General features: G+C 72.0%; 17 protein-coding genes. 7 read left to right on the forward strand and 10 right to left on the reverse strand.

What is annotated here, in order from left to right; translation table 11 throughout:
• The first annotated feature begins 132 nt into the window (after nucleotides 1-132).
• Both ACFVTR_RS14255 and ACFVTR_RS14260 read left to right on the forward strand, forming a co-directional pair.
• Nucleotides 133-1,521 carry an MFS transporter gene (locus ACFVTR_RS14255; RefSeq protein WP_387038500.1) on the forward strand — a complete coding sequence of 463 codons (1,389 nt, stop codon included), beginning with the start codon at nucleotides 133-135 and terminating at the stop codon, nucleotides 1,519-1,521.
• Nucleotides 1,522-1,617: 96 nt separating this feature from the next.
• The gene (locus ACFVTR_RS14260; protein ID WP_387038266.1) at nucleotides 1,618-2,280 is read left to right on the forward strand and encodes a dihydrofolate reductase family protein; all 663 of its coding nucleotides are present in this window, start codon (nucleotides 1,618-1,620) and stop codon (nucleotides 2,278-2,280) included.
• A gap of 49 nt (nucleotides 2,281-2,329) precedes the next feature.
• Here the strand turns inward: ACFVTR_RS14260 and ACFVTR_RS14265 are convergent, their stop codons facing one another.
• The 8 genes from ACFVTR_RS14265 to ACFVTR_RS14300 all read right to left on the reverse strand — a co-directional run bounded on the left by ACFVTR_RS14265 (nucleotide 2,330) and on the right by ACFVTR_RS14300 (nucleotide 8,467).
• Entirely contained in the window at nucleotides 2,330-2,908 is a 579-nt protein-coding gene (locus ACFVTR_RS14265; protein WP_387038267.1) for a dihydrofolate reductase family protein, read from the reverse strand.
• Nucleotides 2,908-3,426 (reverse strand): SRPBCC domain-containing protein, encoded by a 519-nt coding sequence (locus tag ACFVTR_RS14270; protein WP_387038269.1) that lies wholly within the window; start codon nucleotides 3,424-3,426, stop codon nucleotides 2,908-2,910. Before ACFVTR_RS14270 ends, ACFVTR_RS14265 begins: the two co-directional genes overlap by 1 nt.
• The gene (locus ACFVTR_RS14275) at nucleotides 3,423-3,761 is read right to left on the reverse strand and encodes an ArsR/SmtB family transcription factor (RefSeq protein ID WP_387038271.1); all 339 of its coding nucleotides are present in this window, start codon (nucleotides 3,759-3,761) and stop codon (nucleotides 3,423-3,425) included. Before ACFVTR_RS14275 ends, ACFVTR_RS14270 begins: the two co-directional genes overlap by 4 nt.
• Before the next feature lie 206 nt (nucleotides 3,762-3,967).
• Nucleotides 3,968-4,678, reverse strand: coding sequence for a response regulator (locus ACFVTR_RS14280; RefSeq protein WP_387038272.1), 711 nt, complete (start codon nucleotides 4,676-4,678; stop codon nucleotides 3,968-3,970).
• Nucleotides 4,675-6,033 (reverse strand): sensor histidine kinase, encoded by a 1,359-nt coding sequence (locus ACFVTR_RS14285; protein ID WP_387038273.1) that lies wholly within the window; start codon nucleotides 6,031-6,033, stop codon nucleotides 4,675-4,677. Before ACFVTR_RS14285 ends, ACFVTR_RS14280 begins: the two co-directional genes overlap by 4 nt.
• A gap of 61 nt (nucleotides 6,034-6,094) precedes the next feature.
• Nucleotides 6,095-6,775, reverse strand: a complete 681-nt coding sequence (locus ACFVTR_RS14290) for a DNA alkylation repair protein (protein WP_387038275.1) — start codon at nucleotides 6,773-6,775, stop codon at nucleotides 6,095-6,097.
• On the reverse strand, nucleotides 6,772-7,464 hold the full coding sequence (locus tag ACFVTR_RS14295; protein WP_387038277.1) for an HAD-IA family hydrolase: 693 nt from the start codon (nucleotides 7,462-7,464) through the stop codon (nucleotides 6,772-6,774). Before ACFVTR_RS14295 ends, ACFVTR_RS14290 begins: the two co-directional genes overlap by 4 nt.
• 61 nt (nucleotides 7,465-7,525) lie before the next feature.
• A complete protein-coding gene (locus ACFVTR_RS14300; protein ID WP_387038279.1) occupies nucleotides 7,526-8,467 on the reverse strand; it encodes a PIG-L deacetylase family protein in 942 nt (313 codons plus the stop codon).
• Between the two features lie 88 nt (nucleotides 8,468-8,555).
• Here ACFVTR_RS14300 and ACFVTR_RS14305 point away from each other — a divergent pair, with 88 nt between their 5' ends.
• From ACFVTR_RS14305 to ACFVTR_RS14315, 3 genes are read left to right on the forward strand one after another with little or no spacing between them, the layout of a single operon-like run.
• Nucleotides 8,556-8,912, forward strand: a complete 357-nt coding sequence (locus tag ACFVTR_RS14305; protein WP_387038281.1) for a PadR family transcriptional regulator — start codon at nucleotides 8,556-8,558, stop codon at nucleotides 8,910-8,912.
• Complete coding sequence (locus ACFVTR_RS14310) at nucleotides 8,909-9,748, forward strand: hypothetical protein (RefSeq protein ID WP_387038283.1); 840 nt, start codon at nucleotides 8,909-8,911, stop codon at nucleotides 9,746-9,748. Before ACFVTR_RS14305 ends, ACFVTR_RS14310 begins: the two co-directional genes overlap by 4 nt.
• On the forward strand, nucleotides 9,745-10,632 hold the full coding sequence (locus ACFVTR_RS14315) for a hypothetical protein (RefSeq protein ID WP_387038285.1): 888 nt from the start codon (nucleotides 9,745-9,747) through the stop codon (nucleotides 10,630-10,632). Before ACFVTR_RS14310 ends, ACFVTR_RS14315 begins: the two co-directional genes overlap by 4 nt.
• A gap of 195 nt (nucleotides 10,633-10,827) precedes the next feature.
• Here the strand turns inward: ACFVTR_RS14315 and ACFVTR_RS14320 are convergent, their stop codons facing one another.
• Nucleotides 10,828-11,211 carry a phage holin family protein gene (locus ACFVTR_RS14320; RefSeq protein ID WP_387038287.1) on the reverse strand — a complete coding sequence of 128 codons (384 nt, stop codon included), beginning with the start codon at nucleotides 11,209-11,211 and terminating at the stop codon, nucleotides 10,828-10,830.
• A gap of 69 nt (nucleotides 11,212-11,280) precedes the next feature.
• On the opposite strand from ACFVTR_RS14320, the gene ACFVTR_RS14325 reads away from it, so the two are divergent.
• Both ACFVTR_RS14325 and ACFVTR_RS14330 read left to right on the forward strand, forming a co-directional pair.
• Nucleotides 11,281-12,573, forward strand: coding sequence for an MFS transporter (locus ACFVTR_RS14325; protein ID WP_387038502.1), 1,293 nt, complete (start codon nucleotides 11,281-11,283; stop codon nucleotides 12,571-12,573).
• 147 nt (nucleotides 12,574-12,720) lie between these two features.
• Complete coding sequence (locus ACFVTR_RS14330; protein ID WP_387038289.1) at nucleotides 12,721-13,467, forward strand: hypothetical protein; 747 nt, start codon at nucleotides 12,721-12,723, stop codon at nucleotides 13,465-13,467.
• Nucleotides 13,468-13,493: 26 nt separating this feature from the next.
• Here ACFVTR_RS14330 and ACFVTR_RS14335 read toward each other — a convergent pair whose 3' ends face one another.
• Nucleotides 13,494-14,159 (reverse strand): SDR family NAD(P)-dependent oxidoreductase, encoded by a 666-nt coding sequence (locus ACFVTR_RS14335; RefSeq protein ID WP_387038291.1) that lies wholly within the window; start codon nucleotides 14,157-14,159, stop codon nucleotides 13,494-13,496.
• Nucleotides 14,160-14,204: the final 45 nt, after the last annotated feature.

Below are 14,204 nucleotides of genomic sequence, written 5' to 3' on the forward strand. Positions count from 1 at the left end.
GCCAAGGGGGTTATGGATCTCGGCGGTCGCGGTTACCCTCGCAGCATGAGCGAGGGGCTCGACCGGACGGGGCCGGGGGCAGCGGAAGCGAACGCGCCGCAGGCGGGCTCGGTCGTGCCCCCTGAGAACGGCATGCGCACCTTCCTCCATGTGCTCGTCAACACGATGATCGCGAACGTCACCACCAGCTTCCTGTGGTTCGCGCTCACGTTCTGGGTGTACCTCGAGACCCGTTCGGTGCTCGCGACGGGCATCATCGGCGGGGCGTACATGCTGCTCATCGCCCTGTTCGGCATGGTGTTCGGCACCCTCGTCGACCGGCACCGAAAGCACCGGGTGATGGTGCTGTCGAGCATCGTGACCCTGGTGGCGTTCAGCATCGCGGGGGTGCTCTACCTGCTGCAGCCCGAGGCGGCGCTCGTCGATCTCGGCGGCCCCTGGTTCTGGGTGTTCTCGGGCGTCATCCTCTTCGGTGCCGTGGTCGAGAACATGCGCAACATCGCCCTCTCGACGACGGTCACGCTGCTCGTGCCCGTCGAGCGCCACGCCAACGCCAACGGCATGGTCGGCACGGTGCAGGGCCTCGCCTTCATGGTCACGAGCGTGTTCAGCGGCCTCGCGATCGGGATCGTCGGCATGGGGTGGACGCTGGTCATCGCGATCGTGCTGACGCTCGTCGCGCTCGTGCACCTGCTCTTCGTGCAGATCCCCGAGGAGAAGCCCGTCGTCGACGCCGACCGGCCGCCGATGATCGACCTCCGCGGCAGCGTCGCGGCGGTGCGCGCCGCCCCCGGGCTCTTCGCACTCATCCTGTTCTCGACGTTCAACAACCTCATCGGCGGCGTGTACATGGCACTCATGGACCCGTACGGCCTCGAGCTGTTCCCCGTCGAGATCTGGGGCATCGTGCTCGGCGTCACCGCGACGGGCTTCATCATCGGCGGTCTCGTGATCGCCAAGTGGGGCCTCGGCGAGAACCCCATCCGCACGATGCTGCTCGTCGTGATCGTCATGGGCCTGCTCGGGGCGCTCTTCACGATCCGCGACTGGTGGCTGCTCTACGCGCTCGGCATCTGGGCGTACATGTGCCTCATCCCCGTCGTCGAGGCGGCCGAGCAGACGGTGATCCAGAAGGTCGTGCCGTTCCGGACGCAGGGCCGCGTCTTCGGCTTCGCGCAGGCGTTCGAGGCGGCAGCGGCCCCGATCACCGCGTTCCTCATCGCGCCGCTCGCCGAGTTCTGGATCATCCCCTACATGGAGTCGGCCGACGGGCAGGCGACGTGGGGCTGGGCGCTCGGCGACGGCGTGGCGCGCGGCATCGCGCTCGTGTTCCTGTTCTCCGGCCTCATCATGGTGGCGCTCGCGCTCGCCGCCTTCACGACCCGTTCGTACCGGATGCTCTCCACCGAGTTCCGGGAGGGTGTGCCTGCGGCGAGCGATGGGTCCGTCGGGCCCGATGCTGCTGACGACGCCGTGGCCGAATCGGCGTCGAGCGGGCAGGGCGGCCGGCCGACCGACTGAGCGTGAAGCTCCGATGTTTCGATCTCCGTCGAAACCCTTCGGTGTCGACCCCAGCACGGGAAGAGTGGGCGTCGCGGCCCGAGCGGGTCGCGATCGATGACCGGAAGGACTCCGCCCGTGGCCGTTCGCGCCGACCTCAACATCTCCCTCGACGGCTACGCCTCGACCACCGACCAGACGGCCGAGAACCCGATGGGCGAGGACTGGTTCCGCCTCACCGGCTCCTACTCGGCCACGCGCACGTTCCGCGAGCGGGTGTTCGGTGACACTTCGGGATCCGGCACGATCGGCGTCGACGACGCGTATGCGCGGGCGTACTTCGAGAACATCGGCGCCGAGATCATGGGTGCCGGCATGTTCGGGCTGCACCAGAACGCCGACGACCCCGACTGGCGCGGCTGGTGGGGCGACGAGCCGCCGTTCCACGTGCCGGTCTTCGTGCTCACGCACGCGCCTCGGCCGTCGATCGAGATGGCCGGCGGAACGACCTTCCACTTCCGCGACGCCTCACCCGAGGAGGCGCTCGCCGAGGCGACGGTCGCCGCGGGCGGCGCCGACGTGCGCATCGGCGGTGGCGTTCGCACGGTGCGGTCGTTCCTCGCGGCGGGGCTGGTCGACCGGCTCCACGTCGCGATCGCGCCGATCCTGCTCGGGCGCGGTGAACCCCTCTGGCACGAGCTGCGCGGCCTGGAGCAGCAGTACGCGGTCTCGACCGAGACGGCCGAGAGCGGCGTCGTCCACGTGACCTTCCGGCGGTGACCGGCCGTGTCGATCGGCGCTCGGTCGGGGCCGGGCGACTCGGCGCCGATCAGCCCACCCGGTACCGCAGGCTCACGACCCCGCCGGGCGTCGCCGAGACCCGGTCGAGCTCGAGCCCGACCTCGCCGAGCTGTGCGGGGGTGAACGAGCGGCCGTCGCCGAGCAGCGTCGGCACCATCCGCAGGTGCAGCTCGTCGACGAGTCCTGCCGTGAACAACGCGTCGGTGAGCACGAGGCTGCCCCAGACGATGACGGTGCCGAACCGCTCCTTCAGCGCGGCCGCATGTTCGGCCCCGTCGCCGCGGAGGATCTCGATGTGCCGGTCGCCCCACGGGGCATCCGTCAGCGTGTTCGACACCACGAACTTCGGCACCCGGTCGATGAGCTCGGCGACGTGCTCGACCGCGGGGTCGACGCCCGGCCAGTAGTCGGCGAACATCCGGTACGTCGTCGCGCCGAACAGGATCGCGTCGGCCTGCGAGACGTAGTCGAGCTGTTCGGCGTCGTTGAAGTCGACCACGCCGTGCTCGTCGGGGCGCACGAGCGCCTCGAAGAAGTCGATGCCGCCCTCGGGGTCGGCGGCGTAGCCGTCGGCGGTGACCACCTGCTCGACGATCAGCCGGCCCATCAGCGCGTCTCGCCTCGCGTGCCGGGTGCGCCGGCCGCCGCCAGGTGCTCGTCGAGCATGTCGAACGCCGAGTTCCAGCCGTCGTAGACGTCCTCGTCGCCGGGGGCGCCGTCGACGCCGAGCAGGTGGAACAGCATCTCGGTGCGCCCGCCGTCGAGTTCGCGGAGGGTGATGGTGATGACCGGCACGCGGTCGTCGGGGTCGCCGGGCGAACCCCACGTCATGACGAGGCGCTCGGGTTCGCGGAGCTCGCGGAAGGTGCCCTCGGTCGGGTACTCCGTGTCGTCGGGCGCCACCATCGTGTAGCGGTAGCGCCCGCCCTCGCGCGTGTCGAGGTCGACGCTGCCGGGCTTGATCACGATGTCGCGCGGATGCCACCATGCGGCGGCGTCGGCCTGCTCGGTCCACGCCCGCCAGACGAGTTCGCGCGGGGCGTCGAAGATGCGGGTGATGGTGAACTGCGGTGCTCGGCTCGCCGCGGCGGTTCCCGCGGCCGATGCCGTCTGGTGCTCGGTCATTTCGGACCCTCCTTCATGGTGCGGAGGTGCTCGGCGAGCAGGTCGAAGCGTTCGTTCCACTCGCCGCGGTGGAGCTCGACCCAGGCGGATGCCTCGTCGAGGGGTTCGGTGCGCAGCGTGCAGGTGCGCCACTGCGCCGTCGCCGTGCGCTCGATGAGTCCGGCCCGCTCGAGCACCCCGAGGTGCTGCGAGATCGCGGGGCGGCTCATGGCGAAGGGCTCGGCGAGTTCGCCGACGGTCGCTGGTCCGACCCGAAGGCGCGAGAGCATCGCGCGGCGGGTCGGATCGGCGAGCGCATGGAACACCGCGCTGAGCTCGTCCTGCGCTCCACCCAAATTAAGCAACTCCTTAATTAATGAATTGCTTAACCATAAGTCGCGTCCCGGGATGCGTCAACCCCCTGCTCGGACGGTCGGGAGCAGACGAGTCGTCAGCGTCGGCGGGAAGCACGCCGCACGCGCGGGGCAGAGAAACGGCGTGTCGGACGAGCATGCCGACGACTCGTCACGAGCGCGGGGCAGGGTGGGGGAGACGGGCGGCGTCAGCCGCGCGGCCGCACGACCCCGTGCTCGTACGCGTAGACGACCGCGTGCACCCGGTCGCGCAGGCCGAGCTTCATGAGCACCTTCGACACGTGCGTCTTCACCGTGGCCTCGCCGACCCAGAGCCGCACGGCGATCTCGGCGTTCGAGATGCCGAGCGCGAGCAGTTCGAGCACCTCGCGCTCGCGCTCGGTGAGCGTCGCGAGTTCGGCGGGCGGCGGGGGCCCCGCCGGTCCGGTCGCGGCGACGGATGCCCCGTGCCCGCCGGCGGCGCTCGACACCGAGCGACCCGCCACGGCCTCGATGACGCGGCGCGTGACATCCGGTGAGAGCAGGGCGTCGCCGCGGGCGACCACCTGCACCGCCTCGATGAGCTGTTCTGGGCTCGAGTTCTTCAGCAGGAACCCGCTCGCCCCGGCGTCGAGCGCCGCGAACAGGTAGTCCTCGCGATTGAAGGTCGTGAGCACGAGCACGGCGGCCTGCGTCGCGGCGTCGCCCGTGATGCGGCGGGTGGCCTCGAGCCCGTCCATGCCGGGCATCTGCACGTCCATGCAGACCACGTCGGGGGCGAGGGCCGCGACCTGGTCGATCGCCGCCTGGCCGTCGGCCGCCTCGCCGACGACCTCGATCCCGTCCTCCGAGTCGAGGATGGTGCGGAAGCCGGCACGCACGAGACTCTGGTCGTCGACGACGAGCACGCGGATGCTCACGCGTCCACCTCCCGACGGAGCGGGAAGCTCGCCCGCACGAGGTAGCCGCCCCTCGCGCGCGGGCGGAGCTCGATCGTGCCGCCCGCCGCAGCGACCCGCTCGCGCATGCCGAGCTGGCCGAGGCCCCCGCCCGTGGCATCCGATCGTCGCGCCGTGCCCGCGACCGAGGTCGCGGTGCCCGAGTTGGTGATCTCGACCTCGAGGGCCGTGTCGGTCCACCGCACGCGCACCTCGGCGGTCGCGGCCGCGCCGGCGTGCTTCCGCACGTTCGTGAGGGCCTCCTGGGTGATGCGGTACGCGCTGAGGTCGACGACGGGCGAGACCGGCCGAGGCTCGCCGACGATCGCGAGGGTCACGGGCAGTCCGCCGTCGGCCGACTCGCGAACGAGTTCGTCGAGCCGGGCGATCCCGCGGGTCGAGGTGCTCGTGGTCGCCTCCACCGCGGCGGGCGCCGGGGCGTCGTCGAGCACGAGCGGTCCGGTGTCGGCGTCGCCGCGGAGGGTGCCGAGCAGCCCGTGCAGTTCGTCGACCGCCTCGCGCGCGCTCGACTCGATCGTCGAGAGCGACGCGGTCGCCGCCGCAGGGTCCTTGGCGAGCACTCGCCGCGCGGCACCCGCCTGCACCCCGATCACCGAGACGTGGTGGGCGACGACGTCGTGGAGCTCGCGCGCGATGCGCAGCCGCTCGAGCGCGACCGCCTGCACCCGCGTGCGCTCGCGCTCGGCGGCGAGCTCGGCCGTGCGCTGCTCGAGCTCGGCCCGGGCGCGCGCCGACCGGTAGGCGGTGTCGCCGAAGTACCAGGCACCGCCGAAGTACAGCAGGTTTGTGAGCACGTTGATGAATCCGTACGCGAGGTACGGCGAGAGCAGGCCCTCGCGGGAGAGCTCGGGCAGGTGATCCTGCACCGTCGAGAAGAAGATGAGCCCCCAGAACAGCCACCCGAACATCACGATCACGATGGCGGCGCGCACGATGGTCGCGACGCGGCGGCTGCGCCCCCACGCGCCGACGGTGTAGATCGCGACGAAGAGCGCGATGTTCGAGAAGAGCGCCTCGCCGACGCCGACGACGGCGCCGACGATGAAGACGGCGGATGCCACGAGCGCCACGACCTCGGGCCAGCGACGCCGCGCGGCGAGGGGCAGGGTCATCCCGGCCGTCCAGAGCGCGGCGCCCCACCAGGGGGTGCCCTCGCCCCACCCGGTCGCGCGGTACAGCACCACGCTCGCGGCGGTGCCGACCGCGAGCACGAGGGCGAGCACGAGGTCGTTGCGGTACCCCCGGCGGCCGGGGCGCGGCCTGACCCACTCGACGCCCGGCAGCACGGGCGGGGCGGTGGTCACGTTCTCGGACATCCCTCCACGCTAGCGACCGGGCGCGGTGCGGGGATCCGCCGCGTGGCTGAGATCGCGCCGGCTACTTCGCGCCCTGCCGGCGCACCATCTCGCCGATCCAGATGGGGGCGAACGGCGAGGTGCAGTTCGGGGGCGTCGGGTAGTCCTTCAGCACCTCGAGGCGCTCGCCGATGTCGATCGCGCGGGCGCGGAAGGCCGGGTGGTTGATGCCGATCATCGCGAGCGAGGTGTTCATCTCCCATTGCACCTTGGCAGGGGCGCCCCGCATCTCGGCCTCGATCGTGTCGAGCATGCGGGGGAGCTCGTCGGGTGCGAGCCGCTCGGGCTGCTTCGAGACCCGTTCGGCGTTGAGCGCCCAGGCGGCACTCGCCGCGAGCGGGTCGGCGTCGTCGAGCCACGCGAGCCGCAGCTCCTCGGCATGGGGGCTCTTCTTCACCACGTAGTTGACGAGCCAGTCGTGGCCCTTGGGCGTCGGCTCCTCGCGGACCATCGCATCGAGCTGCTCGGCGCTGAACGCCTTCGGCTTGCAGATCAGGATCGCGAGCAGCCTCGAGGCGGTGTCGCCGGTGGCCCAGAGCCCGAGTGCGAGCTCGTGGTCCGTCTTCACCCGCTTCGCGAGGGCGCGCACCTGCGCGAGGTTCACGCCGTGCGTGTCGCCCCGCCGCTCGTTGGCCTCGCGCGTCTTCGGTTCGTCGAGTGCGGCGAGCTCGGCCTGCACCTCGGCGAGTCTCGGTTCGGTCATGCGCCATCCCCAGTCTGCTCGGGCCCGCCAGTCAGCCTAGGCTCCAGCGTGATCGTCATGGCGGTGCCGTCGACCGCGACCCGCACGCTCGACAGGTCGCGGACCAGATGATCCGGACGGAACGGCTCGGCGAGCGGCCCGACGCCGACGACGCGCATGCCGGCCCGGCGGGCCGCCGTGATGCCGGCCTCGGAGTCCTCGAAGACCACGCAGTCGCCGTACGGGACGCCGAGCGCCTCGGCGGCGGCGAGGAATCCCTCGGGGTCGGGCTTGCTGGCCGACACGCTCTCGGCGGTCACTGCGACCGGGGGCATCGTCAGCCCCGCCGCGGTCATGCGGGCGCTCGCGAGCGGGCGGCTCGCCGAGGTCACGAGCGCGTGCGGCACCCCGGCGAGCGAGCGCAGCAGTTCGGCCGCGCCGGCGATGGCGACGACCCCCTCGGTCTCGGCGGTCTCGCGCTCGAGCATCGCGCGATTGTCGGCGAGGTTCTCCTCGACGGGCCGCCCCGGCAGCAGGATCGCCATGCTCGCGTGCCCCTGGCGGCCGTGGATCACCTGCATGACCTCGGCCGGATCGAGCCCGTGCTCCGCGGCCCAGTCGGTCCACACCCGTTCGACGACGGCCGACGAGTCGACGAGCGTGCCGTCCATGTCGAGCAGGATCGCGGCGGCGGAGATGGTGGTGGTCATCAGGGGAGGCTACACGCGGTTCCGCCACGGTCGCCGCGCGGCTCGTTCCCGACCGGCCGGACTACGCCAGCGGCTCGGCCTCGAGGTCGCGCACGTGGTAGAACTCCTGGTCCCAGAGCAGGTAGATGAGCCACGTCGGCAGGATGTACGACTCCTGCATGAAGTTCGCCTGCGACGCGTGGATCGTCCATCCCTCGTGCTTCTTCTGCACCGCGGCATCCATCGCGACCTCGGGCTTGGGCTGGTTCGCGACGACGAACGCGCCGGTGTCGCCGCCGAACGCCGCGAGCGCGCCGGACGGGCTGATCGTGTAGACGAGGTGCTTCGGCCCGGCGTAGGCGCCGCCCTCCTCCTCGAGCTTCGCGATCGCGAGCTCGGTCACGCGGCCCATCTGCATGTGGTCCTTGTGGCCGGTCGCGCCCGACTCGGGCCAGAACGCGACGACGACGTCGGGCTTCACGCGCTGCAGCTCGTCGACGACGCGGTCGACGAGCTCGTCCTCGTCGGCGTCGGGCACGCCGCCGTCGGGGTAGTCCCAGACGACGTGGCGATCGACGCCGAGGTTGAAGCTGTTCTTCAGCGCCTCGGCCCTGCGGACCTCTCCGAGGTCCTCCTGCCGGGCGACGACCGGGGTCTGGTGCCCGGCCTCGCCCTGCGTGGCGGTGATCATCGCCGTGTAGGCGCCGTCCTCGTGCGCGTGCCAGAACAGCCCGTTGACGGTCTGCTCGTCGTCGGGGTGGGCGAACACGCCGAGCACGCGGGTGCCGCCGAGCTCGCCGACGACCGAGTCGACCCCCTTCGCGGTGGGCTCGTAGAAGAGGTGCCGGCCGGCCCAGTACAGCCCGCCGACGACGGCGAGGAGGACGGCGGCGATGACGATGAGCGCGACGGTGCGCTTGCGCATGGGTGGGGCCTTCGGGTCGGATGCCTCGAGCTCGGGTTCGCTCGGGCGCGGGGGCGGCCAGCCGGGGGAGACTCGCGCGCCGGTTCGGGGTGCGAGCATGCTAACCCGGCCGCCCGCCGACGCCGAATCCGACTCGGTTTCGGGATGGCCCTTGCTTAAAGGAAGATATGTTCCTATTGTTTCCCGCATGGCACGGAGACGTGAAGGACGACTGTTCGACCTCGAGGTCGACATCCTCGCAGCGGGCATGGAGCTGCAGCGGGTCGACGGCGATTTCTACGGCTTCGCCCTCGCGAAGCGGATCGCCGAGCGCAACGAGGCGGTGGCGCTCACCGCGTACGGCACGCTCTACAAGGCGCTCGCGCGGATGAGCGAGGCGGGACTGCTCGAGTCGGAGTGGGAGGACGCCGCGCTCGCCGAGACCGTCGGCCGCCCACGCCGTCGCCTCTACCGCGTGACCGGCGCCGGCGAGCTCGCCTACCGCGCCGAGCTCGCCGCCCGCGAACCCGCGCCCGTGACCCGGCCGAAGGCGGCGTTCGCATGAGCGGCGAGGGGATGCCTCAAGCCGAGGCCGACTCGCCCGTGCTCGAGCGCCACGCTCTCGACGACGCGTTCGACGAGGGCTTCGTCGAGCACGTGGTCGAACGCCGAACCGGCGCCGACCGAGTCGATGCCCTGGTGCTCGGCTGGTGCCGCTGGTACACCCGCGACCTCTCCGAGCCCGTCGCGACGGCTCGACGGGCCGAGCTCGTCTCCGACCTGTACGAGCAGCGCGAGCTCGCGGCCGAGCTCGGCGAGTCCGTGGCATCCCGGTCGTTCGTGGGGCGCCTCGTCCGAGGCATGCCGGCCGATCTCAGCTGGCGGCGCGCTCAGCTGCGCCGGCTCGCCCTGACCGCGCCGCGCGGCACCTTCCCGCTCGCGATGCCCGCGCTCGCCCACCTCGTGACCGCGCTGCTGCTCGCGTGGGGCGTGATCGTCGTGTGGCGCACCGTCGCGGGGATGGCGGACGGTTCCTGGTCGGGCGCCTGGGATCTCGTGGCCGCGGGCGTCTTCGGCCTGGCGATGGCGGTGTTCGGAGCCGTGCTGACGACCGTGCCGCGGTTCCGCTGGCTCGGCGCCCTCTGGCTCGCCGCGGCGAGCTACCTGCTCATCCGGTTCGGCATGTACACGCTCATCGCGTCGAGCACCACGCTGGGCGCGTTCTACGCCTCGGCGATCGAGCAGGCGATGCTCGTGAACCGGGTCATGGCCGCAGCGGGCGTGCTGTTCTTCGTGGCGATGGCCGCCTGGTGGGTGCCGACCACGGGCGGGCTGTGGGCGCGCCGTCGACGAAGTGACCCTCCCGTCGACGTCGCGCCCGCCGTGGAGGTGACCGCATGAACCTGCAGCGCATCGCGGCGGTCGTCGTGATCTCGGGCGCCGTGCTCGGCGGTGCGTCGGTCGTCGCCCTGGGCGCCGCCGCGTACGCGGCGAGCCAGCCGGGGCCCGAGCCGATCGCCGAGCCGGCGAGCGGAACGGAGGGCGGTGAGTCGGAGGACGAGATGGCGTCGTATCTCGCCTCGCTGCCCGAGGTGGAACCCGGAGTGCCGACCGCGCCCCCGCCGAAGGGGCCGCCGAAGCCGGGCACCGGGGTGATGGCGGCGAGCTACAATCCGTACCTCGAGCCGAGCGACCCCGAGTACGTGTCGCCCGAGGAACGCTCGGAGTACCTGGGCGAGCAGGAGCTCGTGCGTCGGTGCATGGCCGACCGCGGATTCGACTACCTGGTCGCCCGCTGGTGGCTGGAGGAGGATTCCCAGCCGGTCGGCCAGGACTTCGAGACCTCGATCCTGTGGGGGCAGGCGTTGCTCGGCGAGGACCACCCCTACAGCTTCGAAGGCGGGTGCGCGACGGAAGCCCGGACCGCGGCCGAGGCGGCCCGTGCCGCGGGCGCACCGCTGTCGGCGTCGGTCGCGCCCGACGACCCCGACCTGCCGACGCCGCGCGAGAAGTGGCTCGCCTACGACGACGTCATCCGTCAGTGCATGGGCGACAAGCGGCTCGAGTACCTCTATTCAGAGTTCTGGAATCCCGACTACGTCACCCCCGACCCCTTCGACGTCGACCCGCAGGACGCGATGCCCGATGACCTGACCCCCGAGCAGGAGGCGGAGTGGACCCTCGCGCTCGGCGGCGACGCCGGCACGGGCTCGGCGTACCGCTGGGAGGACGCCGGGTGCTCGGGCTACGCGACGCACGTCACCGGCCGCGACAACATGCGGTGATCGTCCTTCATGCCGCGGCGATGGCGAGGACCGGCGCGGAGGCCGGACATGACCGATGAGGCGACGCGGGCCGGGGTGCGGTGACGGCGGTCCTGCTCTCGATCCCCGCGATCGGCCTGAGCTGCCTGAACTGGTACGTCGTGCTCGCATGACGGATGCCCCGGGGCCGGCGTCGGCCCCGGGGCATCCGTTCGCTCAGCCCTTCTTCTCGGGGGCGATGCGCGGCAGCAGGTACTTGCCCGAGAGCCAAGCGGCCAGGGCGGTGATGATCCAGACGATGACGGCCGCGAGCACCCACGGCGCGATGCCGTCGAAGGTGATGCCGTCGCCGAGCGAGGCGACGAACAGGGCGACCGCGGTCGAGATGAGGCCGGCGACCCCGGCGACGGCGGGAGCGCCGCGGTGGAACAGGGTCTCGACCAGCCACTCGATGAGGGCCTGCACGGCGGCGAAGACGATGATCGCGACGATGAACCCCGACCAGTGCAGGTGCATGCCCGGAACGAGCAGCGCGGCGACGGCGAGGGCGAGGGCGGCGAGCACGAGGGAGACGCCGAGACGGATGAGGAAGCGCACCATGGCGTGAGCGTAGCGCTTCCGTCGGCAGCCGGTCGGGAGGATGATGGGCGGGTGAGCGAGCCGACGACGGTGAATCACGCGGCGCGACGGGTGCAGTCCGTGTACTTCACGCTGCTCATCGGCAACACCCTCGCTGCATCGTTCATCTGGGGCGTGAACACGCTGTTCCTGCTCGACGCCGGGCTCTCGAATCTCGAGGCGTTCGCCGCGAACGCCTTCTTCTCCGTGGGCATGGTGATCTTCGAGGTGCCGACGGGCGTCGTCGCCGACACCCTCGGCCGCCGCATGTCGTACCTCCTCGGCACGGTCACGCTCGCCGTCACGACGCTGCTCTACTACTGGCTCTGGGTGATCGAGGCGCCGTTCTGGGGGTGGGCGGTCGTCTCGGTGCTGCTCGGGCTCGGCTTCACCTTCTTCTCGGGGGCGACCGAGGCGTGGCTCGTCGACGCGCTCACGGCGACCGGGTACACGGGCAGCCTCGAGCGCGTGTTCGGGCGCGGGCTCGCGCTCTCGGGCGCCGCGATGTTCATCGGCTCGATCGCGGGCGGCGTGATCGCGCAGGCGAGCGACCTTGGGGTACCGTTCCTCGTCCGTGCTGCGATCCTCATCGTCATGTTCGTCGTCGCCGCGGTGCTGATGCGCGACCTCGGCTTCACGCCCGCCGGACGCGCGCACCCCCTGCAGGCGACGAAGCAGGTGTTCCAGGCGTCGCTGCGGTACGGGCTGGGGCGACCATCGGTGCGCTACGTGATGTTCGCGTCGTTCTTCACCTCGGGCGTCGGGTTCTACGTCTTCTACGCGCTGCAGCCCTACCTCGTCGAACTCTGGGGCGACGCCGAGGCCTACTCGATCGCCGGGCTCGCCGCCGCGATCCTCTCGGGCTCGCAGGTCGTCGGCGGCCTCTGCGCGCCGTGGGTGCGCCGCCGGTTCCGCCGCCGCACGACGACGATCCTGCTCAGCCTCGTGGTGAGCAGCGCGGTGCTCCTGGCCCTGGGGTTCAACCGCAGCTTCTGGCTCGCGCTCGTGCTGCTCGTGCTGTGGGGCCTCGTCGACGCGGCGGCGGGCCCCGTGCAGCAGGCCTACCTCAACGACATGATCCCGTCGGCGCAGCGGGCGACGGTGCTCTCGTTCGACTCCTTGCTGGGCAGCACGGGCGGTGCGGTGATCCAGCCGGTGCTCGGGCGATCGGCCGACATCTGGGGGTATCCGGGTTCGCTCGTCGTGAGCAGTGGGTTCCAGGTGCTCGCGGTGCCGTTCCTCTGGCTGAGCCGGCGGCAGCACTCGCCGGCCGACGTGGCGACGGGCGTCGCCGACGAGAGCCGGGAGTCGGACGACGCCCACGGGGTGCCGCCGATCGATTGAGCGGCGGCGCGGGCGGCGCGGCGTCAGAACGCCGGCGGGGTGCAACCGGCTCACGGGGTTGCCCCCTCTTCGGGGGTCACGTAGCATTGCCGGACGCCCGCACGACGAACGCCCGAGCGACCCCCTCGGGAGACGAGGAGGAGCCGCGTGCGCAAGATCCTCCTCCTGGTCGCCGCCGCGACGGTCCTCTTCCTCGGCTCGCTGTCGTTGGGCGTCGCCGCGGCCCTCACGGGCGCCCCGGTCTTCTACGACGCGCGCTCGCCGCATCCCGCGAGCACCGCCGACGATCGACTCGATGCCGAGGCGGGAGCATCGACCACGCCGCCCGGCACCTCCGACGGGGCCGACGACGGCGACGATGCGGTGCCGCAGCCCACGCCGTCGCCGTCGCCGGTGCCGGTCGCTCCGTCGCCGAGCGACGCCCCGACGCCCGCGACGCCCGAGCCGTCGCCGTCGACACCCCCGGCCGATCCGATCCCCACTGCTGCCGAGCAGGCGGCGTGGCTCGCGTTCCAGCAGGCGGTGCGCGAGTGCATGACCGACGCCGGGTACGAGTACCGGCAGTGGGAGTGGTGGACGACCGAGCCGCGCAACCCGAACTCGACCGCGCCGGCGATGCCCGAAGGGCTCGGCACCGACGAGCAGGCCGCATGGCATGCGGCGCTCGAGGGGCCCGGTCTCGACGGCACGGGATGTCTCGGCAAGGCCGCCGAAGAGGACCGCGAGGAGTCGGCTCCGCCGCCCTCGGCGTCGCCCGAGCCGCCGGCGCCCCCGGCGCCCGGCGACGGGGGTGTGCAGCGCCCCGAGGACGCGACCGAGGGGGCCACACCCGAAGTCCTCGCGCCCGGCGCCATCGCCCCCGACGCAGAGGGTTCAGCCGGCGCGAACGACTGAACGCCCCGGCATCCCGCCGCGTCGGCTCAGTCCGAGAGCGTCTCGACGCGCCCGTTCAGCTCCGAGGCATCCGTCGACCAGAGCGCGACGACCTCGTTCGCGAGTCGTTCCTCGAGGCCCGCGAGCGACTTCACGCGGAAGGTGACGGCGGCGCCGGTCTCGCCCTCCTTGCCGAGGCCGTTGGCGAGCGACTGCATCCACGCCTCGCTCGCGGCCTTCACGGCGGCGTAGTTCGCACCGCCCGCGAGCGGGCGCTCGACCGCCGTCGAGGAGACGATCGCGATGCGGCCCGCGGGGGAGGCGACGAGGTCGTCCCAGAGGGCGCGGCTGACGTGGCGCAGTGCCGAGAACGAGCGTTCGAGCACGCGATAGTCCTCCTCGGTCTGACCGGGGATGCCGCCGCCGCCGCGCCAGCCGCCGACGAGGTGGATGATGCCGTCGACATCGCCGACCCGGCCGTGCACGCGCATCGCGAGGGGCCACACCTGCATCTGGTCGGTGAGGTCGGCCTGCTCGACGATGACGCCCGGCAGCTCGGCTGCGAGCTCGACGAGTCGGCCGCGGTCGCTGCCCACCGCGATGACGCGGGCGCCCGCCTCGAGCAGGGCTCGGGCGACGGCCCGGCCCGAGGCGCTCGTCGCGCCCGCGATGAGCACGGTGCGCCCCGCGGCGCCGGTGGGGTGGTCGGTCATGGTGGGCTCCTCTTCGAGCTTCGTGGAAGCAGGCGGTCATTCAGG

It is taken from the genome of Agromyces sp. NPDC058126 (assembly GCF_042884595.1).
In the GTDB taxonomy this organism is placed as follows: Bacteria; Actinomycetota; Actinomycetes; order Actinomycetales; family Microbacteriaceae; genus Agromyces.